Annotated in this window: 19 protein-coding genes and 1 pseudogene; 12 read left to right on the top strand and 8 right to left on the bottom strand. The window is 63.4% G+C overall.

Annotated elements, in window-relative coordinates; genetic code table 11:
* From WF331_RS21780 to WF331_RS21750, 7 genes and pseudogenes are all read right to left on the bottom strand, one after another.
* A pseudogene (locus tag WF331_RS21780) lies at positions 1-111 on the bottom strand (electron transfer flavoprotein subunit beta/FixA family protein); the annotation flags it as partial.
* Between the two features lie 130 nt (positions 112-241).
* Complete coding sequence (locus WF331_RS21775; protein WP_284362441.1) at positions 242-1,567, bottom strand: spinster family MFS transporter; 1,326 nt, start codon at positions 1,565-1,567, stop codon at positions 242-244.
* Positions 1,568-1,634: 67 nt separating this feature from the next.
* A complete protein-coding gene (gene dmpG / locus WF331_RS21770) occupies positions 1,635-2,666 on the bottom strand; it encodes a 4-hydroxy-2-oxovalerate aldolase (protein WP_340623278.1) in 1,032 nt (343 codons plus the stop codon).
* Positions 2,667-2,676: 10 nt separating this feature from the next.
* Positions 2,677-3,606 (bottom strand): acetaldehyde dehydrogenase (acetylating), encoded by a 930-nt coding sequence (locus WF331_RS21765; protein WP_016499797.1) that lies wholly within the window; start codon positions 3,604-3,606, stop codon positions 2,677-2,679.
* A 38-nt stretch (positions 3,607-3,644) separates the two neighbouring features.
* Positions 3,645-4,436, bottom strand: coding sequence for a fumarylacetoacetate hydrolase family protein (locus WF331_RS21760; RefSeq protein WP_340623277.1), 792 nt, complete (start codon positions 4,434-4,436; stop codon positions 3,645-3,647).
* 68 nt (positions 4,437-4,504) lie between these two features.
* Positions 4,505-5,278, bottom strand: a complete 774-nt coding sequence (locus tag WF331_RS21755) for a glucose 1-dehydrogenase (protein WP_016486814.1) — start codon at positions 5,276-5,278, stop codon at positions 4,505-4,507.
* 42 nt (positions 5,279-5,320) lie between these two features.
* Positions 5,321-6,301 (bottom strand): flavin reductase, encoded by a 981-nt coding sequence (locus WF331_RS21750; protein WP_016499795.1) that lies wholly within the window; start codon positions 6,299-6,301, stop codon positions 5,321-5,323.
* Between the two features lie 217 nt (positions 6,302-6,518).
* Between WF331_RS21750 and WF331_RS21745 the strand changes: the two genes are divergently transcribed.
* The 7 genes from WF331_RS21745 (at position 6,519) to WF331_RS21715 (ending at position 17,116) form a co-directional block, all read left to right on the top strand.
* A complete protein-coding gene (locus tag WF331_RS21745; RefSeq protein ID WP_016499794.1) occupies positions 6,519-7,955 on the top strand; it encodes an aldehyde dehydrogenase family protein in 1,437 nt (478 codons plus the stop codon).
* 60 nt (positions 7,956-8,015) lie between these two features.
* Complete coding sequence (locus WF331_RS21740) at positions 8,016-9,611, top strand: amidase (RefSeq protein WP_241801088.1); 1,596 nt, start codon at positions 8,016-8,018, stop codon at positions 9,609-9,611.
* A gap of 132 nt (positions 9,612-9,743) precedes the next feature.
* Positions 9,744-10,931: an acyl-CoA dehydrogenase family protein gene (locus WF331_RS21735; protein ID WP_016499792.1), complete on the top strand. Its 1,188-nt coding sequence runs from the start codon at positions 9,744-9,746 to the stop codon at positions 10,929-10,931.
* A 90-nt stretch (positions 10,932-11,021) separates the two neighbouring features.
* Complete coding sequence (locus WF331_RS21730; protein WP_340623276.1) at positions 11,022-12,731, top strand: FAD-dependent oxidoreductase; 1,710 nt, start codon at positions 11,022-11,024, stop codon at positions 12,729-12,731.
* Positions 12,732-12,740: 9 nt separating this feature from the next.
* A complete protein-coding gene (locus WF331_RS21725) occupies positions 12,741-14,435 on the top strand; it encodes an FAD-binding protein (protein WP_084966918.1) in 1,695 nt (564 codons plus the stop codon).
* Complete coding sequence (locus WF331_RS21720; protein ID WP_049276220.1) at positions 14,432-15,460, top strand: ferredoxin--NADP reductase; 1,029 nt, start codon at positions 14,432-14,434, stop codon at positions 15,458-15,460. The genes WF331_RS21725 and WF331_RS21720 overlap by 4 nt, the downstream gene beginning before the upstream one ends.
* 21 nt (positions 15,461-15,481) lie before the next feature.
* The gene (locus tag WF331_RS21715; RefSeq protein ID WP_049824892.1) at positions 15,482-17,116 is read left to right on the top strand and encodes a FadD3 family acyl-CoA ligase; all 1,635 of its coding nucleotides are present in this window, start codon (positions 15,482-15,484) and stop codon (positions 17,114-17,116) included.
* Between the two features lie 111 nt (positions 17,117-17,227).
* Here the strand turns inward: WF331_RS21715 and WF331_RS21710 are convergent, their stop codons facing one another.
* Positions 17,228-18,013: an enoyl-CoA hydratase gene (locus tag WF331_RS21710; RefSeq protein WP_016499787.1), complete on the bottom strand. Its 786-nt coding sequence runs from the start codon at positions 18,011-18,013 to the stop codon at positions 17,228-17,230.
* Between the two features lie 149 nt (positions 18,014-18,162).
* On the opposite strand from WF331_RS21710, the gene WF331_RS21705 reads away from it, so the two are divergent.
* From WF331_RS21705 to WF331_RS21685, 5 genes are read left to right on the top strand one after another with little or no spacing between them, the layout of a single operon-like run.
* The gene (locus tag WF331_RS21705) at positions 18,163-18,948 is read left to right on the top strand and encodes an SDR family oxidoreductase (protein WP_241800493.1); all 786 of its coding nucleotides are present in this window, start codon (positions 18,163-18,165) and stop codon (positions 18,946-18,948) included.
* Between the two features lie 56 nt (positions 18,949-19,004).
* On the top strand, positions 19,005-19,982 hold the full coding sequence (locus tag WF331_RS21700; RefSeq protein ID WP_340623275.1) for a bifunctional MaoC family dehydratase N-terminal/OB-fold nucleic acid binding domain-containing protein: 978 nt from the start codon (positions 19,005-19,007) through the stop codon (positions 19,980-19,982).
* A gap of 9 nt (positions 19,983-19,991) precedes the next feature.
* Entirely contained in the window at positions 19,992-21,125 is a 1,134-nt protein-coding gene (locus WF331_RS21695; protein ID WP_049276217.1) for an acyl-CoA dehydrogenase family protein, read from the top strand.
* Positions 21,097-21,516 carry a MaoC family dehydratase gene (locus WF331_RS21690; protein WP_016499783.1) on the top strand — a complete coding sequence of 140 codons (420 nt, stop codon included), beginning with the start codon at positions 21,097-21,099 and terminating at the stop codon, positions 21,514-21,516. The genes WF331_RS21695 and WF331_RS21690 overlap by 29 nt, the downstream gene beginning before the upstream one ends.
* Before the next feature lie 19 nt (positions 21,517-21,535).
* The gene (locus WF331_RS21685) at positions 21,536-22,714 is read left to right on the top strand and encodes a lipid-transfer protein (RefSeq protein ID WP_174369584.1); all 1,179 of its coding nucleotides are present in this window, start codon (positions 21,536-21,538) and stop codon (positions 22,712-22,714) included.
* The last annotated feature ends 10 nt before the right edge of the window (positions 22,715-22,724 follow it).

The raw sequence follows: 22,724 nt of genomic DNA, 5'->3' as shown, positions 1-22,724 counted from the left end.
GGGGTTCATGGACATCTTGACGTTAGCAAGGTCGACGCCGGAGTTGTCCGCCTTGACGCGAACTTTGACGTTGTAGTCGACCACTCGTTTGACGCTTACCAGTATCCTCATAAGCTCTCCAGTCATTGATATTGCGAACGCGGGGCAGCGGGTGTCTGACAATGACGGTAACGTAGGGAATGTGCGGGTGGATCGTCCGTTTCAACTAGTTGATCGGCGATTCTGCGCCAATGTTCAGGTTTCAGGCATAGGCAGAAAGCCGCGAGGGCGCGGCCAGGTGTTGATAGGTCCGCCAGAGCAGCACGATCGGTATGACAATGGTAAGACTGACCAGCAGCAGGGCGTAGCGCAGCGACTCGTCTCCCAGCAATGGCATCAGTACATCGCTCAGTAGCCCGGTTGCCAATGGGCCGATACCGACCCCACACAAGGTCGAGATGATGGTCTGCAGGGCGACGGCGGTAGCCCGGCGGTGGGCGGGCACCAACTGGGTCAACAACGAGAAGCACGGGCCCACCCACCATACCGAGAAAAAGCTGCCCAGCGCGCACCAGAGCATCGCGCTGGGTACCGGAACTGCACCCGCATGCAGCAGGATGTCACGTGGCCAAAGCAGGTAAATGACCAACGCGCAATTGCCGAGCACATGGCCGATGAGCGGAATGCCGATTTGCCACTGCTGGCTCCTGATCACCAGGCGGTCAGTCAGCCACCCACTGAACAACGCCCCTAGCCCGGCAAAGGTGCCGCCGACCAGGCCGGCCAGGAGGCCGGCGTAATGCAGGGGCAGGTCATGCGATCGCACCAGGAAGCTGGCATTCCACATGGCAAAGGCGTAGGCGCTGAAGGTGGTGATGCCGCAAGCCAGTACCAGGCAACGGTAGGCCGGCTGTGCCATGAGTGCACGAGCACTGCCCAGCAGGCTTTGAATGGGCGGTGCAGCCTGGCTGGCGTGGCTATGGGGGAGGTCGAAGCGACCACGTACCGGGTCGCGCATCACAAAGGCAAACACCGCGCTGATCAGCAGGGAAGGCAGGGCGACAGCAAAAAAAGCGCTGCGCCAGCCATATTGGTCGACCACCCAGGCGCCGGCACTAAGCGCAACGATGGTCGAGAACGTCGGCGCGGCGGTGTAGCAACTGATGGCAAAAGAACGCCGGTGCGGTGGGTAGATATCGGCAATGATCGACATCGAGGTGGAGGTGCTTGGTGACTCGAAGACTGCTACCGCCATGCGCGCGATCACCAGCATCGCAAAGCTTGTCGAGAGGCCGCAGGCCACCGTTGCCAGCGCCCACAACGAGCAGGTGATGGCCAGCAGGCGTGTGCGTGACAGGCGATCGGCCAGGCGCCCGGCAGGCAGGCCCAGCAGCACATAGACGGCAGCGAAGGCCAGGCCCGAAACCAGGCCCATGGCGGTGTCGCTGGCACCGAACTCTTGTTTGAGCGGTTCGATCATCACGGCAATGATCTGCCGCCCGACAAAGTTGTCGGCGTACATCATCGCGAGCACAAACAGCAGACCATGGCTGCGCCAGCCGATGGGTTGAGGGTGCGTACTGCTCATGGATGACTCCCGGTCAAACCGCAGAGATGGGCAATGGCCCAAGCTGTGCCTGGGCCTCGTGAAGCGGTCAGGCGCTGGCTTGGCGTTGCCTGGCCAGGGTCATCGCGGTGTCTTCGATCATGTCTTCCTGGCCGCCGACCATGCCGCGCCGGCCCATTTCGACAAGAATTTCCCGCGCGGGGACGCCGTACTTTTTTTCAGCGCGCTTGGCAAACAGCAGGAACGAGCCGTAGACACCGGCATAGCCCATGGTCAGGGCATCGCGATCGCTGCGGATCGGGAAGTCCATGATCGGCACCACCAGGTCCTCGGCAACGTCCTGGATACCAAACACACTCACGCCGGTTTCGATGCCCATGCGGTCGCAGACGGCCACCAGTACTTCCATGGGGGTATTGCCGGCGCCGGCGCCCAAGCCTGCGCAAGCGGCATCGATACGGGTGGCGCCAGCGGCAATGGCCGCGATCGAGTTGGATACGCCCATCGACAGGTTGTGATGGCCATGGAAGCCGATTTCAGTCTCGGGCTTGAGCGCTGCACGCAGCGCCGCGACCCGCGCGCTGACGTCGTGGGGCAGCAGGTAGCCGGCCGAGTCGGTGATGTAAATGCAATTGGCACCGTAGCTCTCCATCAGCTTGCCCTGGGTGGCCAGGCCTTGCGGGCTGTTCATATGGGCCATCATCAGGAACCCGACGCTGTCCATGCCCAGCTTGCGGGCCGCGCCAAGGTGCTGTTCGGACACGTCTGCTTCCGTGCAGTGAGTGGCGACGCGAATCGTGCTGACGCCCAGTTCGTAGGCCATCTGCAGGTGATCGACCGTGCCGATGCCCGGTAGCAGCAGTGCGGAGACCTTGGCGTTTTTCATCAGCGGGATGACCGCCGACAAATACGCCTCGTCGCTGTGCGCCGGAAAACCATAGTTCACCGAACTGCCACCCAGGCCATCGCCATGGGTCACCTCGATCATCGGCACACCGGCGGCGTCGAGGCCACAGGCAATGTCTTTCATTTGCTGCAGGGTGATCTGGTGGCGTTTGGGGTGCATGCCGTCACGCAGGCACATGTCGTGGACGATGATGGATTTGCCGTGAAGGTCCATGGTGCGCTCCTTAGGCGATGGCAGGTTGTGGGGTGCTGGCACGCAGGGTCAGCTCGCCTTTGAGCATTGCTTCGGCAAACATCTCGGCGGTGCGCGCGGCGGCGGCGGTCATGATGTCGAGGTTGCCGGCATACTTGGGCAGGTAGTCGCCCAGGCCTTCGACTTCCATGAAAATCGATACCCGGTTACCGTCGAACACCGGGCCGTTGACCAGCTTGTAGCCGGGCACATAGCGCTGGACTTGCTTGATCATGTCGGCAATCGCGACGGTGATGGCTGCCTGGTCAGGCTCGGTTTCGGTCAGGCAGTGCACGGTGTCGCGCATGATCAGCGGCGGCTCGGCGGGGTTGACGATAATGATTGCCTTGCCCTTTTTTGCGCCGCCAACCTGTTCCACGGCCGCCGCGGTGGTGCGGGTGAATTCATCGATGTTCTTGCGTGTGCCCGGGCCGACCGATTTCGAGGCCGCCGTGGCAATGATCTCGGCATAGGCCACCGGCTGCACGCTGGACACCGCGGCCACCAGCGGGATGGTCGCCTGGCCGCCACAGGTCACCATGTTGACGTTCATCGCGCCCAGGCCAAGGTTGTGCTTCAGGTTGACCGGTGGCACGCAGTAGGGGCCGATGGCTGCCGGAGTCAGGTCGATCATCAGCACACCCAAGGCATTGAGCTTGCGGCTGTTTTCGGCATGCACATACGCGGAGGTAGCATCGAAGGCGATCTGGATGCCGTCTTCCAGTACATGCGGTAGCAGGCCATCGACGCCCTCGCTGGTGGTTTTCAGGCCCAGCGCGGCGGCGCGGGCCAGGCCTTCGGAGGTGGCGTCGATACCCACCATCCAGACGGGTTCCAGTACTTCACTGCGCTTGAGCTTGTACAGCAGGTCGGTACCGATGTTGCCGGGCCCGATGAGGGCGCATTTTATCTTTTTACTCATGGCATTGTTCTCGATCGGAATAAGGAACGGCCGCAGGCTCAGGGCACGAAGTTCAGGTGCATCTCGCCCATGCCGCTCAGCGACAGGCTGACGAAGTCACCCGGTGCGACCGGTACCAGTGGCGCGAGGGCGCCGGACAGAATGATTTCGCCCTTGCGAAACGGGATGCCCAGGCGGCCCAGGGTGTTGGCCAGCCAGGCTACGGCGGCGCAGGGGTGGCCTTGCACCGCCGAGCCCAGGCCGCTGCCCACCGGCAGGCCGTTCTTGAACAGGTGCAACTTGACCTCGGCCAGGTCCAGTTCACGCGGATCGACGCGCTGCTGGCCCAGGGCGAAAACACCGCATGAAGCGTTGTCGGCAACGGTGTCCTGAATGCGGATCTGCCAGTTCTCGATACGCGAGTCGACAATTTCGAAGCACGGCATAACCCACTCGCTGGCCGCCAGCACATCGCTGGCGGTGATATCGGTACCTTGCAGGTCTTTGCCCAGTACAAAGGCAATCTCGCCTTCGGCCCGTGGCTGTACCAGATGGTGGGCAGCAAAGCTGATGTCGCTGCCATCGGCAACCTGCATACGGTCGGTTAGAAAACCAAAATCGGGCTGATGCACATCGAGCATTTCTTGCACGGCGCGGCTGGTCACCCCGATTTTCTTGCCGATCACTTGCTCGCCCACCGCTTCGCGACGCGCCAGAAATCGCCGGGAGATCTGGTAGGCGTCGTCAAGGCTGATGGCCGGGTAACGTTGGGTCAGCGGGGGCAGGCTCTGGCGTGCGTTCAGGGCATGGAACAGCTCGTCGCCCAGTGTTTCAATCAGTTGCGCATCCATAGGGAGGTCGCTCTGTGGCAAGTGGATAACAGGCCGGGCCAGCTGCAGGCACGCCCGGCAAAAAGGCCTCAACCCGGCCAGACACTGGAATCGGCGCCGCCATCGACATCGATGATCTTGCCGGTGACCCAGGCCGAGGCGGGGCTTGCCAGGTAAAGGGCCGCGGCGGCGATGTCCTCTGGTTGACCCAGGCATTTGAGCGGGGTGTTGCTTTCCATCGTTTTGCGCATGGCATCGGGCATGACCCCGGCCAGGGCGTCGGTCAGGATTGGCCCTGGCGCCACCGCATTGACCCGGATCTGCGGCGCAAACTCTTGTGCCAGCAGGCGCGTCAAGTGAGTCAGGGCAGCCTTGGCGGTGCCATAGGCGCTGAAATGGCGCTGGGCATAACGGGCGGCGACCGAGGTAATGTTGATGATGTTGCCGCCCCCGGCGTCGCGCATCAGGGGAACGCAGAGCTGTGAAAGGGCATAGGCAGCGCTGACGTTGAAGCTCAACACCTGCTCGAAGTCTTGCGGGCTCATCTTCAGCGGGTCATTGGGGCCGCCGCCCCCGGCATTGTTGACCAGATGGGTGATGCGCCCCAGCTGTTCGGCGGCGTTGGCGACCAAGGCGCAGCGCTGTTCGCTGTCGGTGACATCGCAGCTCAGGGCCAGGGCGCGCCGCCCTCGGCTGCGTACTTCTTCGGCGACGGCCTCGACATCTGCCAGCGAACGGGCGCTGCAGACCACATCTGCGCCAGCATCGGCGTAGGCCAAGGCAATGGCGCGACCGATGCCGCGGCCGCTGCCGGTGACAATGGCGACACTGCCAGTGAGGTTGAAGCGTTGCAGAATGCTCATGGCTGTCCTTGTTGTTCTAATGGTTCAGGGAAGTCACAGTGCTTAGCGCGGCGCCCACAGGTCCGGCAAGCCCGGGTCGGAGGTGGCGATCAGGCGCTTGAGCAACACCTTGAGTGCCTGGCTGTCACCGGCGCCGAGACGGGCAGCGATATCCTCCTCGACGGCTTTGGCCAGGGCCACCTCCTGCAACGAAGCCTCCCGCCCGTCGGCTGTGAGTACATAGCGGACCTGCTCATTATCAAGCTCACGGGCGACCAGGTTCTGGCGTTCCAGGAAGCGCATGCTGGTGGCGCTGACCACATGGCCGGTGTAGCCGACGAAGGCGTTGATCTCGTCCAGGGTCAGGTTGTCCCGAATGCACAGGGTGGAGAGGATGAAGAACGCGTGTTCATCGAGCTGCTGGTTCTTCAGCAGACGGCGCAGTGCAAACAGCATCTGGTAGTGCGAGCGCCCGAGCAGGTAGCCGAGCAAGTCTTCGGTATAACTGCACTCGGGCGGTGGCGGGGTGGTTGCCAGGCGCAGCTCGTTGCGCGGTTTGCGCATTGCCAGGGCGTACTGGCCACTCTGGAAGGCCAGCGGCGCGCGATCGCTATGGTCGAAGGCGAGCACCTCGCCGACGAAGATGACATGGTCGCCGCCCTCATACTGGAAGGCCGTACGGCATTGGAAGCGCGCCGTACAGTCTTGCAGCAGCGGTGCCTCGCTGATGCCGGTGTCGAGCTGGATCTCGGAGAACTTGTCTTCCCCTTGGCGTGCAAAACGGCCGGACAGGGTTTCCTGCTCCGTCGACAAAACGTGCACGTTCCAGTGGCGACCACCGCTGAACACCGGCAGACTGCGGGCGTTCTTGGACAGACTCCAGAGCACCAGAGGTGGGTTGAGCGAGACCGAGTTGAAGCTGTTGGCGGTGATGCCAACCGGCGAGCCGTCTTCGGCCTGGGTAGTGATGATGGTCACTCCCGTGGTAAAGGTGCCGAGCGCGGCGCGAAACGCTTGAGGGTCGAAACAGGCGGGCGTTGCCATGATGGGCCTCATGGAATGAGTGTGCGTGCTGGCAGTATTCCCAGCGTCACGGGGCTTAGCATCGTCTCAACGGACTAACGTTTTTGGCTCGATCGTCCACTTGGACGAGGCGGTCTCCGGGGTCTGGGGCTAGTTTGCGGGGCAGGGCGTCGTGCAACGACGGCCATGGTGGGCACAGAGGCGACATGCTGGCCCTTGTTCAGTTGAGGAGGCACCAATGAGTTGTGCAAATTCTTCCGTCGACACGCTGTCGGCCTTGCTGCGTGAACAAAAGGCTGCATTCAACGCTCAAGGGGCTGTCACTGCCGTGGCCCGCCGCGCGCGGATCCAGCGGGTGATCGACATGCTGGTGGCGCACCACGAAGCGCTGGCCGAGGCGATGGACGCCGACTTTGGCGGCCGCCCCCAGGGTTTTTCGTTGATGAATGATGTGCTGGGTTCGCTGGGGTCGCTCAAGCACGCGCGCGACCACCTCGAAGGATGGATGCAGGATGAGCCGCGGCCCGTCTTCAGCCCTTACGATCAGCTGGGCGCCGAGGCCTGGGTGATGTATCAGCCCAAGGGTACGGTGGGCATTCTGGGCACCTGGAACGCCCCCCTGTATACCTTGCTCAGCCCCCTGGCTTCGGCGTTGGCGGCGGGTAACCGGGCGATCCTCAAGCCTTCAGAGGTGGTGCCACGCACTGCTGCGCTGGTGGCGAAGCTGTTTGCCGAGGCGTTCGATCCTCTCGAAGTGGCTGTGGTCACCGGTGGCGCCGACCTGGCCCAGGCCTTCACCGCACAGCCGTTCGACCACCTGGTGTTTACCGGCAGTACCGCGGTGGCCAGGTCCGTGATGCGTAACGCGGCCGAGCACCTGGTGCCGTTGACGCTGGAACTGGGCGGAAAGTCGCCGGTCATCGTCGCCCGCAGCGCCGACCTGGGCACCGCAGCGTTTCGTATTGCGCTTTCCAAGACCACCAACAGTGGCCAGGTCTGCATCAACCCGGACCTGGTCTACGTGCCACGCGAGCAGCTGGAAACCTTTCTTGAGGCCTTTGCCAGCGCTTACCGCCAGTTCATCCCTGAGGTGAGCGACAACCCGGACGTGGTCGCGGTGGTCAATGCCCAACACCTGTCCCGTGTTGAAAACCTGGTTCAGCAGGCGCTTCAAGCCGGTGCCCGGGTAGTGAGCCTACCCTACGCGCAAGCGGCTGATGAGCAAAACCGCCGCCGACCGCTGCAACTGGTGATCGACCCGCCCCAAGGCAGCCTGATTCTGCATGAAGAAATCTTCGGCCCGGCAATGGTGGTTCTGCCTTTTGATGAGGTTGACCAAGTCATCGCCCAGATCAACGCGCGCCCGCGGCCTTTGGCCCTTTACTACTTTGGCAGCGACGCCAGGGAGCTGCGCCAGGTGCTGGAGCACACATTGTCCGGCGGTGTCACCCTCAACGATGTGATGATGCATGCCGCCTTGCATGATGCCCCGTTCGGTGGGGTTGGCGGGTCAGGCATGGGCCACTACCACGGTCGCGAAGGCTTTATCGAGTTCAGCCACCTGCGCACAGTACTCAAGGCGCCCGAACATGATCCGCGCGGTGAATGGGGCCTGCTACCGCCTTACAGCGAACACTTCCTGGCCGCGATGAAAGCGCAGATCACCCCGTACTGATCGGGGAAACCGGCGCGCTGAGCGAATCGAACAGACACAATAAAAAACGGAATTCTGCACATGGAAAAAAACGCATTGCCACTGGCCGACACGCTTGCCCCAGCGGGTGCCGACGCCGCTGACGGATGGCCGCGCCGGCAGGTGCTCAAGGCCGGCGCGGTGGCGCTGGGCGTCGGGCTACTGGGGCGCTTTGCCGATGCCCGGGCCGCAGGCGGCTTGTCGGCCAGCGATTACCTGGGCCTGGATGCCTGGGCCATGGCCAAGGGCTTGCAGGCCGGCCACTTCAGTGCCGAAGACTTGCTCGGCGCAGCATTCGCCCGTTGTGACCTGGTGAACCCGAAGATCAATGCAGTCAACATGCGCCATGACGATTATGCCCGCGCGTTGCTGGCGGCCAGGCAGAAGGCCGGGACCCTGACCCAGGGCTCGCTGGCGGGCGTGCCGATCCTGCTCAAGGACCTCAACACCTACTTGCAGGGCACGACCACCAGCAACGGCAGCCGGCTGTTCAAGGACGCGCCACCGTCGAGCATTACCAGCACCTTGATCCGCCGTTATGAAGCCGCCGGGGCAGTGCCTTTCGGTAAAGCCACCAGCCCGGAGTTCGGCCTGACCACCACCACCGAGTCGTTGGCATGGGGGCAGACCCGCAACCCCTGGAATCTGGCGTTGAGCTCGGGTGGTTCGTCCGGTGGTTCCGCTGCGGCGGTGGCCGCCGGTATCGTCCCGGTCGCCCATGCCACCGACGGTGGCGGCTCGATCCGGATCCCGGCGTCCTACTGTGGGCTGGTCGGCCTCAAACCGACACGCTACCGCACGCCCAGCGGGCCGGCACGCCTGGAAGGCTCGTTTGGCGCCAGTGTCGCCAACATGGTCTCGCACAGCGTGCGCGATACCGCGTTGTTTCTTGATGCCGGTCAGGGTCACGAACCAGGGAGCCCGTACTGGAGCTCACCGCTGGTACGTCCCTACGTTGAGGAGCTGGGCCGTGACCCGGGCCGTTTACGGGTTGCACTGGTGCGCGAATCGCTGACAGGGGCACCGCTGGACCCGGCGATTGCCAAGGTTCTGGAGGACACCATCAAGCAACTGCTGGGCCTTGGCCACGAGGTGGAAGAACTGCGCTTGCCGATTCAGGCCCAGCAGCTGTTCGGCGCCCACGGCGTGGCTATCGGCAACTCGTTGCTGGTCACGGTTAACGACCGGGAGAAAGCCCTGGGCCGCGCGTTAGGGCCGCAGGACCTGGAAAGCATCACCTTTGGTGTGCTGGAGCGCGCAGCGAAGGCCACAGGTGAGGGCGTAGTCCGTGCCCGGCATGCGTTTGAAGACATCAGCATGGCCATGGAACAGCAGTTCGAGCGCTTTGATGTGATCCTCTCACCGGTCACCGCCAGCCTGACACCGGCCTTGGGCGAGCTCTCGCTCAACCAGCCTTACGAAAGTTACGCCCGCAAGGCCATGGGCAGTGCCGCATTCACCGTGCTGGCCAACGTCAGCGGCCAGCCGGCAATTTCCTTGCCGTTGGGCATGAGTGACAGTGGCCTGCCAGTAGGCATGATGTTCACCGCTCGCCTGGGCGGGGAAGACGTGCTATTGCGCCTGGCCTCGCAGCTGGAGCAGGACCGCCCGTGGGCCGCCAGGCGCGCCGCGATCTGAACCTGAAAAGGCGCCAGGGACGGCGCCGTGCTGTGTTTCCCTAGTCCGCTTTGACGATGAATATTCGCCTGCTGCATTCGATCATCAACCAAGACTCGCGCAACCGCGCAACGAGATTGGGAGAACGAACGGATGGACAGCATGCGAGTAAGAACGCCGGAAGAAATCGAACTGCTTGAACACGCCCGGCGCCTGGTGCCGGCGCTCAAAAGCCGCACCGCGCGCGCTGACCGCGAGTTCCGGGTACCTGACGAAACCATCTTCGAATTGCAACAGGCCGGCTTGTTGCGGGCCTTGCAACCACGTGCGTTTGGCGGCTACGAGGTCGATCCGCGGACGTTTTTCGAAATCCAGATGATCCTCGCCGAGGGCTGCATGTCCACAGCATGGATTTATGGCGTGATGGGCGTACACCCCTGGCAGCTGGCGCGTTACCCGATCGAGGCCCAGCGCGATGTATGGAGCCAGGATCATACGACCCTGATCTCGTCCACCTACATGCCCGTGGCCAAGGTAACCGTGGTTGAAGGCGGTTATCGCATCAGTGGTCGCTGGGGCTTTTCCAGCGGCAGCGAACACTGCCAATGGTGTTTCCTTGGTGGTGTGCTGCCCGCCGATAGCGACCGTGCAGCAGAGCACGGCACCTTCCTGATCCCGCGCAGCGACTACCGTATCGAGCACAACTGGGACGTGCTGGGCCTGCGCGGCACCGGCAGCCACGACATTGTGGTCGAAGATGCCTTCGTGCCGGCACACCGCGTGCAACGCACCAATAACTGCACGCTGGAGGCGACGCCAGGACGCCTGGTGAACACCAATCCGATTTATGCCATTCCTTTCGCCCAGGTGTTCACGCGCGCTGTGTCCTCATCGGCCATCGGTGCCTTGCAGGGGGCGATCAACGAATTTCGTGCCAATGCCGCTGCGCACATCGGCAAGCACGGCATGAAAACCGCCGATGACCCGGTGGCGCAAACCACCGTTGCCGAGGCGACGATCATCGTCGACAGCCTGAGGCTGGTGCTGGAGCGCAACTACGCGCACCTGATGGCGCTGGCTGAAGCGGGTGAGTACCCGGACGTGGAAACCCGCCTGCTGTACCGCTACCAATCCTCCTATGTGACCAATATCTGCGCCGAGAAGGTCAACGAACTGCTGCGCTGTATGGCCGCTTCCGGGCTGTACAACACCAACCCTGTGGCGCGCCTGTTCCGCGACCTGCACCAGGCACGTGGTCATATCGCCAACAACTACATGGCCTTCAGCCGCAGCCTTGGCGCCGTGCAACTGGGCCTGCCCAACCCTGATCCTTACGTATGAGCCGTGCCCGGGCCTGGCTGCAGGCCCGGGTATGCGCACCCCTGGCCGGCACGCCGGGATATTTCCGATCACAGCCAAGGCACAACAACAATGACAGCTAAAGCTCAGCCTGTTTCACACTACGACGTGATCGTCGTCGGCTCCGGCGCCGGTGCGATGACCTCGGCGCTGTTTGCTGCCGAGCAGGGTCTATCGGTACTGGTTGTCGAGAAAAGCGACAAGTTCGGCGGTACGTCGGCGATCTCCGGCGGCGGCATCTGGATTCCCAATAACCACTACTTTGCCGCCAAAGGCGGTGGCGACAGTGTGGAGCTGGCCCTGCAGTACCTCAAAGCTGCCACTGGTGAGCATGGCGATGACAAGCGCTTGCGTGCCTACGTCAAGCACGCGCCGCAGATGATCCGGGCCCTGGTGGACAACAGCCATGTGCGCTACGCCGTGGCGGCGAAGTACCCGGACTACTATCCGCAACTGCCAGGCTCGCTGGCCGGTGGGCGCACCCTCGACCCGGAACTGTTCGATACCAGCCTGCTCGGTGATGAACTGGCCAACCTGCGCACACCGTCACCCTCGACCCTGCTGATGGGGCGCATCGCCTGGACCGCACGGCATGCGCACAAGGCCATGTCGCGCTCCTTTGGCTGGCGCCTGCTGATTCTCGGCCTGATGCTGCGCTACAAGCTCGACTTCAAATGGCGCCGCAAAAGCCGGCGCGACCGCCGCGCCGCCTTGGGCAGTGCGCTGGTCGCCTCGTTGCGCCGTTCGCTGATGGACCGCAACATTCCACTGTGGTTGAACACCGACTTCCAGAACCTGATCACCGACAACGGCCGGGTCATTGGAATGCAGGTTTGTCGTGACGGGCAGACGCTGCAGCTGCATGCCCGCCATGCGGTGATCTTCGGCTCCGGGGGGTTTGAACAGAACCAGGCTTTGCGCGAGCGCTATCTACCGCAGCCGACCCTGCGTGACTGGAGCGCCACGCCACCGGGCAATAACACCGGTGCTGCGTTGCAAGCCGGTATCGAACTGGGTGCGGCGACCGCCCTGATGGATTGGGCCTGGTGGGCGCCGACCATTACCGTGCCCGGCGAAGACAAACCCCGCGGGGTATTTGCCGAGCGGGCGTTCCCTGGTGCCATCGTGATCAACAGCCTGGGCCGGCGCTTTGTCAATGAGGCTGCGCCGTACCTGGAATTTGTCGACGCCATGTACCGCGATAACCAGCACACCGGCGGCAAGTCGATCCCATCCTGGGTGATCTTCGATGGCCATTTTCGCTTCAACTACGCCATGGGGCCGTTGATGCCGGCCCAGGTCATGCCCGACAGCCGACTGCGCAAGGAATGGCTCAATACCTTGTATTTCAAGGCTGACAGCCTGGCGGCGCTGGCGGCGCAGATTGGCGTCGACCGCGCAGGGCTCGAGCAGACCGTGCAGAAGATGAACGCCTACGCCCGCAGCGGCGTCGATGCCGACTTCGGCCGTGGCGGCAACGTTTTCGACCGTTACTACGGCGACAGCAACGTCAAACCCAACCCGTGCCTGGCGCCCCTGAGCAAGGGGCCGTACTACGCGATGCGCCTGGACGCCGGCGATATCGGCACCAAAGGTGGGCTATTGACCAACGAACACGCCCAGGTTGTGAGCCAGGACGGCGAGGTCATTCCTGGCCTGTATGCCATTGGCAACTGCTCGGCGTCGGTCATGGGCACCAGCTATCCCGGTGCGGGCGGCACCCTGGGGCCGGCCATGACGTTCGGCTATATCGCAGCCCATCACATTGCTGCCAATCGTTGAGGAGTTGCCATGCCAGCCGCTGTCAAATCGACATGTACCGATATCCAGCCGGCGTTGCAGGTGGCTGATGCCGACGCCATGCTCTGGGATGACCACTGTGATGTGCTGGTGATCGGCTGGGGGGCAGCCGGCGCCTGCGCTGCCCTTGAGGCACGCGCCCAGGGCGCTGACGTGCTGGTCGCCGACCGTTTCACCGGCGGCGGCGCCAGCGCCAAGAGCGGTGGCGTAGTGTATGCCGGCGGTGGCACCCGCCAGCAGCAGGCCGCAGGCTTTAGCGACACGCCCGAGGCGATGTTCGCCTATCTCAAGCACGAAACCCAGGGTGTCGTCGCCGATACTACGTTGCGGCGTTTTTGCCAGGACAGTGCCACCAACCTGGCCTGGCTCGAGGGCCATGGCGTGCCTTATGCCCACAGTATGCCGCCCGGCGGCAAAACCTCGTATCCAGCCGATGGCCAGTTTCTGTATTACTCCGGCAATGAGCTGGTGCCGTCGCACCGTAGCGAGTTGCCGCCTGCCCCGCGTGGTCATCGCACGGTAGGCAAGGGCCAATGTGGCGCGGTGCTGTACGCGCACCTGAAGGCTGCTTGCCTGCGCAACGGTGTGCGGCCGCAAGTTCAATCCGCTGCGCGGCGTCTGGTGAGCGATCACACGGGCAGGGTTGTCGGCGTGGAACTGTGGTGCCTGCCGGCCGGAAGTGCCCAGGCGCGGTTACATGCCAAGTTGGCTGCGCGTGCCGAACGGCTGCAGAACTTTGCCCCACGCTACTGCGATACCTTGCGCAAACGCGTGCGCCAGCTGGAACTCGACTTTGCCCGGCCGCGGCTGGTGCGCGCCCGGCGTGGTGTAGTGCTGAGCACCGGTGGCTTCATCTTCAACCGCGAGATGGTCAGCGAGCATGCCCCCAAGTTTCGCCGCAACTTCAAAGTCGGCGCGACTGGCTGCGATGGCAGTGGCGTACGCCTGGGCGTGAGTGTCGGTGGGGTCAGCGACCGATTGCATCGGGTGTCGGCCTGGCGGTTTATCAACCCACCGTTGTGCTGGCCCAAGGGCATTGTGGTCAACACCCTCGGGCAGCGCTTCGTCAACGAAGAAGTATACGGCGCCACCCTGGGCCAGCCCCTGTGTGAAGAGCAGGGCGGCAAGGCCTGGCTGGTGCTGGACGCACGCTTGCGAAAGCAATCGATCAAGCAAGCGCTGTTCGACGGTTACTGGTGGTTCCAGAGCTTGCCGGCATTGCTGCTGATGCTGCGCGGTGTGCGCAAGGGCCAGAGCATCGAGCAGTTGGCCCAGGCCACGGGCATGCGTGCTGATGTATTGCGCAGCGCATTGCACGCCTACAACGCAGCCGCCCGGGGGGACGCCGAGGATGCCTTCGGCAAGTCGCAAAGCAGCCGTCAGGTACTCGATCAGGGCCCTTACTATGCCTGTGACATTTCTGTCAGCAACCCGCTGTTCCCCCTCGGGGCGTTGACCCTCGGCGGCCTCAAGGTCAATGAAGACAGCGGCGCGGTGCTGGGCCCTCAAGGCCTGCCGATACCCGGTTTGTACGCCGCCGGCCGTACCGCCATCGGCATTCCTTGCCACTTGTACGTCAGCGGCCTGTCGCTGGCCGATTGTGTGTTTTCCGGGCGACGTGCCGGGAGGTCGTTGACCGCGGCCACGGCTGACGTCGAAATCGAACCCAGCGAGCAATTGATATGAGCCTGGATTACCTGTCAGTACGTGTAACCCGCGTGATTGAAGAGACCGCCGACAGCCGCTCCCTGGAGTTCGAGCTGCCAGAAGCGCTTGCCGAGCGCTTGCGCTATCGACCTGGGCAGTTTCTGACCCTGCGTGTGCCTCACCAGGGGGGTTGGTTGCCGCGCTGTTACTCTCTGTCGAGCACGCCACTGCTCGATGAGCCATTGCGGGTCACGATCAAACGGGTGCGCGACGGACGCGCGTCGAACTGGCTCTGTGACGCCGTGCAGGCGGGCGATACCTTGCAGGTGCTGGCGCCGGCCGGGGTGTTTGTGCCGCGTCAGCTGGACACCGATCTGCTGCTGTTCGGCGGCGGCAGTGGCATCACCCCGGTGCTGTCCATCCTGCGCTCGGCGCTGTTGGCGGGCACTGGGCGCATTCTGCTGATCTACGCCAACCGGGACGAAGCGTCGGTGATATTCCGTGACTCGCTCAAGGCCCTGGCCAGCGCGCACCCACAGCGCCTGCAAGTGATCCACTGGCTCGACTCGGTGCAGGGCATTGCGTCGGTGAGCCAGTTGGCCGAGCTGGCGCGCCCGTTCGTCAGTGCCGAGGCGTTCATCTGCGGTCCTGGACCGTTCATGGATGCTGCCGTCGCTGCCTTGCAGGCGTTAGGCATGCCGAGTGCGCAGGTCCATGTCGAGCGGTTTGTCTCGCTGCCCGAAGAGGGCGAAGTCGCAGTACCGGCTGCCGTCGATACCCGCCACCCGAGCAGCCAGCTTTCGGTGCGCCTGGACGGTGAAGAGTTCGAGGTGCCCTGCGCCGAAGGCGAAACCCTGCTCAACGCCATGCGCCGGGCCGGCCTGAACCCGCCAAGTTCTTGTCTGGTCGGCTCCTGTGCCACCTGCATGTGCACGGTTGAACGGGGTGAGGTGCAGATGTTGCGCAACGATGCCCTTGACCAGCAGGAGATAGACCAGGGCTGGACACTGGCTTGCCAGTCCCTGGCCCGCAGCGAGCACCTGCGGGTGCTCTTTCCCGAATAACCCGATGGCGAGTTTGTCACTATGACTGCATGTTCAGCATTACCGGGCAGCGTCCATGCCTGGAACTTGTTGCCTTTATCGATTCCTGCCTTGTTGTTCGCCAGTGCCGAACGCTTTGCCGGTCGGGCAGCGATCGAGGAAGACGGCAGTGTCACTGATTACCGGGATTTGCCGGGGTTGGCGCTGGGTGTCTGCCGCAGCCTGATGGCTCTGGGGATCGAGGCGGGCGACCGCGTGGCGATCTGGGCACCCAATTGCCGCGACTGGGTGGTCGCCGCCTTGGGCGTGCATTGCGCAGGGGCTGTGCTGGTGCCGATCAATACCCGCATGAAAGGCGCCGAGGCGGCCGATATCCTGGCGCGCAGCCAGGCGCGGGTGCTGTTGACGCAAGGGGTATTTCTGGGGCTGGACTACCCGGCCATGCTGGCGCCGCTACGTCCGGCCAGCCTTGAACAACTGGTGGTGTTCGGTACACAGCCGCCGCAGTTGGCCAGCGACCTGGATTGGGCCGGTTTTCTCGCCAGGGGCGAGTCTGTCAGTGAGCTGCAAGCCCGCCAGCGTGCGGTGGCGGTTGGCCCGCGGGACTTGTCCGACTTGCTGTTTACCTCCGGCACCACCGGCAAACCCAAGGGTGTGATGAGTGCCCATGGGCAGAACCTGCGGGCGTACCACGAATATGTGCGGGTCATTGGCCTGCAGCCGGGTGATCGTTACCTGATCATCAACCCGTTTTTTCATGCCTTTGGCTACAAGGCCGGATGGCTGACCTGCCTGCTGGCTGGCGCGACTATCCTGCCGCATGCGGTGTTCGATGCCGAAGCTGTATTCCAGCGTATCGCCGCGGAGCGCATCAGCGTGCTGCCAGGGCCACCCACGCTGTACTTGTCGATGCTGGCCCACCCGCGCCTGGCCCAGACTGATTTGTCCAGCTTGCGCATCGCTGTGACCGGTTCCTCGACGATCCCGCCGGTGTTGATCGAGCGCATGCGTCGCGAGCTGGGGGTAGATGTGGTGACCACCGCCTATGGCCTGACCGAGTGTGGCGGCCTGGCGACCATCTGCAACCCGGATGACCCCGCCGACATTGTTGCCGGCACCAGTGGCCGGGCCATCGATGGCACCGAGGTGTGCATTCGTTCGGCAGATAACCAACCGGTCGCCACGGGCGTGTCGGGGGAAATCTGCCTGCGCGGTTTTCATGTGATGCGGGGTTATTTCAATGACCCGCAAGCGACGGCGCAGGCCATTGATGCCGAGGGTTGGCTACACACGGGCGATATTGGCAATCTGGATGTGCATGGCAACCTGCAGATTACCGACCGCCTCAAGGATATGTTCATTGTCGGTGGCTTCAATTGCTATCCGGCAGAGATAGAGGCTGGTTTGATCGAGCATCCGGCCATCGCGCAGGTAGCGGTGATCGGGGTTGCGGATGAGCGCATGGGGGAGGTGGGGTGTGCCTGCGTGGTATTGCGTGCAGGCCAGCAGCTGGATGAGCCGTCTCTGATCGCCTGGGCCAGAGAGCGGATGGCCAACTACAAAGTGCCGCGACAGGTTCACTTCTTTGAATCATTGCCGGTGAATGCCTCGAACAAGGTGGTCAAACCAGAGCTGCGTCAGGCGGTTCTGCAGGCTGAGGGCGGGCGGGCCTCGTGATGAGGCCCTCATTGAACTGCAGTGATATCGTGTAGCACCGCAGCAGCGAGGGGGCCCGAAGTTCAGCGTAGGGCCCCTGGAGCGTTCATTGGCGCTGGGCCGGCACCTCTATCAATGGCCTTCAAAGCGGGCAGGCCGCTTATCAATGAACGCCTGCATGCCTTCCTTCTGGTCACGTGAGGCAAACAACAACGCATTGGCCTTGCGCTCCAGGGCCAAACCCGCTTCCAGGGGCGCATCCATCCCCGCAAGAATCACTTCCTTGATCTGCTCGGCAGCCAACGGCGGCATTGCCGCAACCACCTGCGCCAACTTCAAGCCGTGAGCGAGCACCTGATCATCGGCCACCACCTCACTGACCAGCCCTGAAATCCAGGCCTCCTCAGCCGTGATCGGCTGACCGGTCAGCGCCATTCGCATCGCCTTGGCCTTGCCGACCGCCCTTACCAAACGCTGGGTGCCGCCAATCCCGGGCATGATCCCGATCTTGATCTCCGGCTGGCAGAAGCGTGCACTCTGCCCGGCAACAATGATATCGGCGAGCATCGCCAGCTCGCAGCCACCGCCATAGGCATAACCGCATACCGCCGCGATCACAGGTTTGGGGCAGTGCTGGATCGGCGCCCAGACCCGCTCGGTGTGGCGCTGATAGATATCAATCGGGCCCACCCCGGCCAGGCTGTTGATATCGCCCCCGGCGGCGAACACCTTGTCGCCACCGGTCAGCAGAATGCAGCGCACATCAGCATTGCTCCCCAGCTCAATGAAGTAGTGCGACAGCAGTGCCTGCAGCTCCAGGCTCAGGGCATTGGTGGCGTGCGGGCGGTTGAGCCGCACCAGGGCAACCCCTGGGGCCGGGTACTCCAGCAGCACCGGCGCGGTAAGTGAATCGGACATGATCAACCTCTGGCAGTAGGCACCGCAGAGCGGGCGCCATTGCGCGGATTGTTGCCAGCGCCACGCCACGCTTCATCGTCCGTTCAGACGACGTGGCCGAGCAGTTTTGCCCCTAGAGTGGCCCTCAACACAAGCATGAGGAGCGTGCCATGAGTGGTCACTCGGGGCTGGATTACAACGGCAAGGTGGTACTGGTCACCGGCGGAACCAAAGGCATTGGCGCTGGCATTGCCCGCAGCTTTCTGGCTGCCGGGGCCAAGGTGATCGTGTGTGGGCGCAACCTGCCCGAGCAATTGCCGAGCGTTGCTCAGGGCCAGGCGGACTTCATTGCCGCCGATGTGCGCGACCAGGCCTCCTTGCAAGGCCTGTTTGACAGCATCCGCAGCAACTACGGCCGCCTCGATGTGCTGGTCAACAACGCCGGTGGCAGCCCCTCGGCCGACGCCGCTAGCGCCTCGCCGCGTTTTCATGAGGGGATTATCCGCCTCAACCTGATTGCGCCGCTCAATGTCGCCCAGCAAGCCAACCTGCTGATGCAGGCCCAGGCCGACGGCGGTTGCATCGTGTTTATTGGCAGCATCAGCGGCCTGCGTGCCTCGCCAGGCACGGCAGCGTACGGCGCGGCCAAGGCCGGCGTGTTGGCCCTGGTGCAGTCGCTGGCAGCGGAGTGGGCGCCAAAGGTGCGGGTGGTGGCGATAAGCCCAGGCCTGGTGCGCACCGAGCTTGCCCATCTGCACTATGGCGACGAGCTAGGTATCGCTGCGGTCAGCGCCGGCATCCCGGCCGGGCGCATGGCGGTGCCCGAGGACATCGGCAACGCCTGCCTCTATATCGCTTCACCGCTGGCCACTTACGCCAGCGGTTGCAACCTGTTGCTGCATGGCGGTGGTGAACGCCCGGCTTATCTCGGTGCGGCGCAGGCTACCCCGCACTGATCGACCCACGTCGGCGTTGCGTTGCGGGCGCCGCTTTGAACACGCAGGAGACGAACTTGGCTGATCCAGAATTGCTATCCAAAGTGCGCGCCCTGGTTGGGCGCCAATACGGCCGTGTAAACGCCTGGGACGAGGTCAACGCGCCAATGATTCGCCAGTGGTGCGAAGTCATCGGCCTTGAAAACCCGCTCTACACCGACCCTGTGGCAGCTGCCAACAGCAGCAATGACGGCATCATTGCGCCGCCACCCATGCTGCAGATCTGGTGCATGGAAGGCTTTCACATCAATAACTACGCACCAGGCTCGACCACCGAAAACCCCTATGAAGTGCTCGGTGTGATCGAAAGCTATGGCTACCCGTCGGTGGTAGCGGTGAACTCTGAGCTGACCTTCGAGCGCAACCTGCGCCTGGGCGAAAAGCTCTACTACACCACGCGCCTGGACTCGGTCGGCGAGGAAAAGACCACCGGCCTTGGCACTGGCTTTTTTGTCACCCTGGTCATGAGCTACTTCTCGCAGCAGGCCACGGGCGACGAAAAAGTCGGCGAGCTGTTGTTCCGGGTGTTCAAGTTCCGCCCGGCCAACGCGCACAAGGTCCAGGCGCAGCCCCAGGCCGTGGCCGAGCCGGCGCAGGCGAAGCGTCCGGCGCCCGGCGTCAGCGACGACACGCGGTTTTTCTGGGACGGCTGCAAGGAAGGCAAGCTGTTGATCCAGCGCTGTACGCAGTGCCGCACATTGCGCCATCCGCCGGCACCGGTGTGCATCGAGTGCCATTGCTTCGACTGGGATACCCAGCAGGCCAGCGGCAAGGGCCGGCTGTACTCCTTCGTAGTGATGCACTACCCGCAGGTGGCACCGTTCGATCATCCCAACCCGATCGGTCTGATCGAACTGGATGAGGGAGTACGCCTGATCGCCGGCCTGGTTGGCGTCAAACGTGAAGACATCAGCATTGGCCAGCGTGTGGAGGTCGAGTTTCAGACCTTCGACGACGACCTGGCGCTGCCGATGTTCCGTCCATCGGCACAGTAGGGGGGCACCATGGATTTTGAACTCAGCGAAGAGCAGCGTGCCATTGCCGAAATGGCGGGCAGCCTGATGAGCGACTACTGCACCGACGAGCGCCTGCGTGACTGGGACCTCTGCGGGCAAGCCTATATGCAAGACCTGTGGCACAGCTGCGTACAAACCGGCCTGCATGCCCTGGCTATCCCCGAAGCTGCTGGTGGCAGCGGGCTGGGCATGACCGAGCTGGTGCAGATCCTCGATGCCCAGGGCGGTGCCCTGGCGCAAGTGCCGTTGTGGCGTCACCAATTGGCCGCGACCACCCTCGCCGAGTTCGGCGACAAGGCCCTGGCACCATGGGTGGAACAGGCTGTGGCGGGCTCAGGCTTGCTGACCCTGAGCCTCGATGGCCTGAACACGGTGCGCGGCATCGAGCTCGAGGCCAGCGCCGAAGAGGGCGGGTGGCGCCTCGATGGCCGGGTTGCGGCACTCGCCTTGGCCGAGCAGTCGGTGGCAGCGCTGGTACTGGCCCGGGTGATGGGGCAGCCACGGCTGGTCCTGGTGGACCTGAGCCAGTCGGGCATCAGCCGCGTAGCGGGGGTCATGACCCACGGCGAAGCCATTGCCGACCTGGACTTGCGCGGCGTCACCCTGAGCAATCAGCAAGTGCTGCCCGCCGCCGCCCTGGATTGGCTGGCACCGCGCGCAATTGCCTCCCTGGCGGCCTTGCAGCTGGGCGTCAGCGCCGAGCAGGTGCACCGCACCGTGGCCTACGTCAGTGAGCGTCAACAGTTCGGCCGCTGCATCGGCAGTTTCCAGGCCGTGCAAATGAGCATGGCTGACACCCATGTGCACCTGGAGGTGTTGCGCAGTGCCCTGTGGCAATTGTGCTACCGCCTCGACGCCGGTCTGCCGGCCCCTTCGCAAGCCTTGGCCACCGCGTACCTGGCGTGCGAGGCCGGGCACCGCATTGGCCACACCGCACAGCATGTGCATGGTGGCATCGGCGTCGACCTGACGTACCCGATCCATCGCTTTCTCTACTGGAGCCGCGCCCTGAGCTGCGCATTGGGAGGGTCGTCGATGATCCTGGAGCGTCTGGGCGACTGGTTGAGCGATAACACTACCTTGGGATGGAAATATGACCTCGATGAACACCAAGCGCTTTGAAGACGTGCGCCCTGGGGAGCAACTGCCCGAGCTGACGATCCCGATCACGGTTGGCCTGATTGCCGGTGGGGCGATAGCCACCCGCGACTACTTTCCCGGTCACCATGACCTGGACGCGGCGCGCGAGCTGGGTTCGCCTCATATCTTCATGAACATCCTGACCACCAACGGCCTGGTGCAACGCTTCATCGAGCAGTGGAGCGGCCCGCAGGTGCAGTTCCGTACGCTGAAAATAAAACTGGGCGCGCCAAATTACCCCGGCGACAGCATGACCTTCAGCGGTGAAGTGACCCATCAGGATGCCGCTACGCGCAGCCTGGAAGTGACCCTCAAGGGCAAAAACTCCATGGGCAATCACGTGACCGGCACGGTCGCGCTGGTTCTGCCTTGATCCGCGGGAGACAACACAGATGACGAATTCGTCGATTTCCGGGCGCGCCGCCATTGCAGGGCTGGGCGCGACCGAGTTTTCCAAGAATTCCGGGCGCACCGAACTGCGCCTGGCCATGGAAGCGACCCTGGCAGCGCTCGAGGACGCCGGAATTGACCCTGGCGAAGTGGAGGGTTTCAGTTCCTATTCGGTCGATAAGGTACCGGAGTACGAAATTGCCCGCCTGCTGGGCTGCAAAGACGTCAAGTTCTTCTCCCAGGTGCCCCACGGTGGCGGCGCCGCCTGCGGGCCGGTGATGCATGCGGCGATGGCGGTGGCCACCGGGGTGGCCAAGGTGGTGGTGGTCTATCGGGCGATGAACGAACGCTCCTGGTACCGCTTCGGTACCGGCAGCTATGGCTTTGCCTCGACGCCGACCTTCGAGAACGTGAACTACGGCTGGTACATGCCGCACGGCTTTCACACCCCGGCGGCCTGGGTCGGCATGTTTGCCCAGCGCTACATGCACACCTACGGTGCTACCTCCGAGGACTTTGGCCGGGTGGCGGTGGCAGTGCGCGATTTTGCCGCCACCAACCCCCAGGCATTTTTCTACGGCAAGCCCATCACCCTTGAAGAACACCAGGCCTCGCGCTGGATCTGCGAGCCGTTGCACCTGCTGGACTGTTGCCAGGAGTCCGATGGCGCGGTGGCCATGGTGATCACCTCGGCCGAGCGGGCCAGAGACCTCAAGCAAAAGCCTGTGATCATCAAGGCCGGCTCCCAGGGCATCAGCGCCGGGCAACAAGTGATGACCTCCTACTACCGCGACGACATTACCGGGCTGCCGGAAATGGGTGTGGTCGCCAAAGAGCTTTACAGCCAGTCGGGCCTGGGCCCGGAGGCGTTGCAGACTGCCGTGATCTACGACCACTTCACGCCATTCGTACTGCCGCAACTGGAAGAATTCGGCTTTGCAAGGCGCGGTGAGGCCAAGGAATTCATCCGTGCCGGGCACCACGCCCGTGGCGGCAAACTGCCAATCAATACCCACGGCGGGCAGTTGGGCGAAGCCTACATCCACGGCATGAACGGCATCGCCGAAGCCGTGCGGCAGGTTCGGGGTACGGCGGCCAACCAGGTGGACAGTGTCGAAAACGTGTTGGTGACCGCCGGAACCGGCGTGCCCACCAGCGGCCTGATTCTCGGCGCGGTATAAGGAGCGTCCC

The organism is Pseudomonas sp. YNh, from assembly GCF_037993085.1.
Lineage (GTDB): Bacteria > Pseudomonadota > Gammaproteobacteria > Pseudomonadales > Pseudomonadaceae > Aquipseudomonas > Aquipseudomonas putida.
Note: the sequence above shows the minus strand (reverse complement) of the source record. Positions and strands in the feature narration are given on the sequence as shown.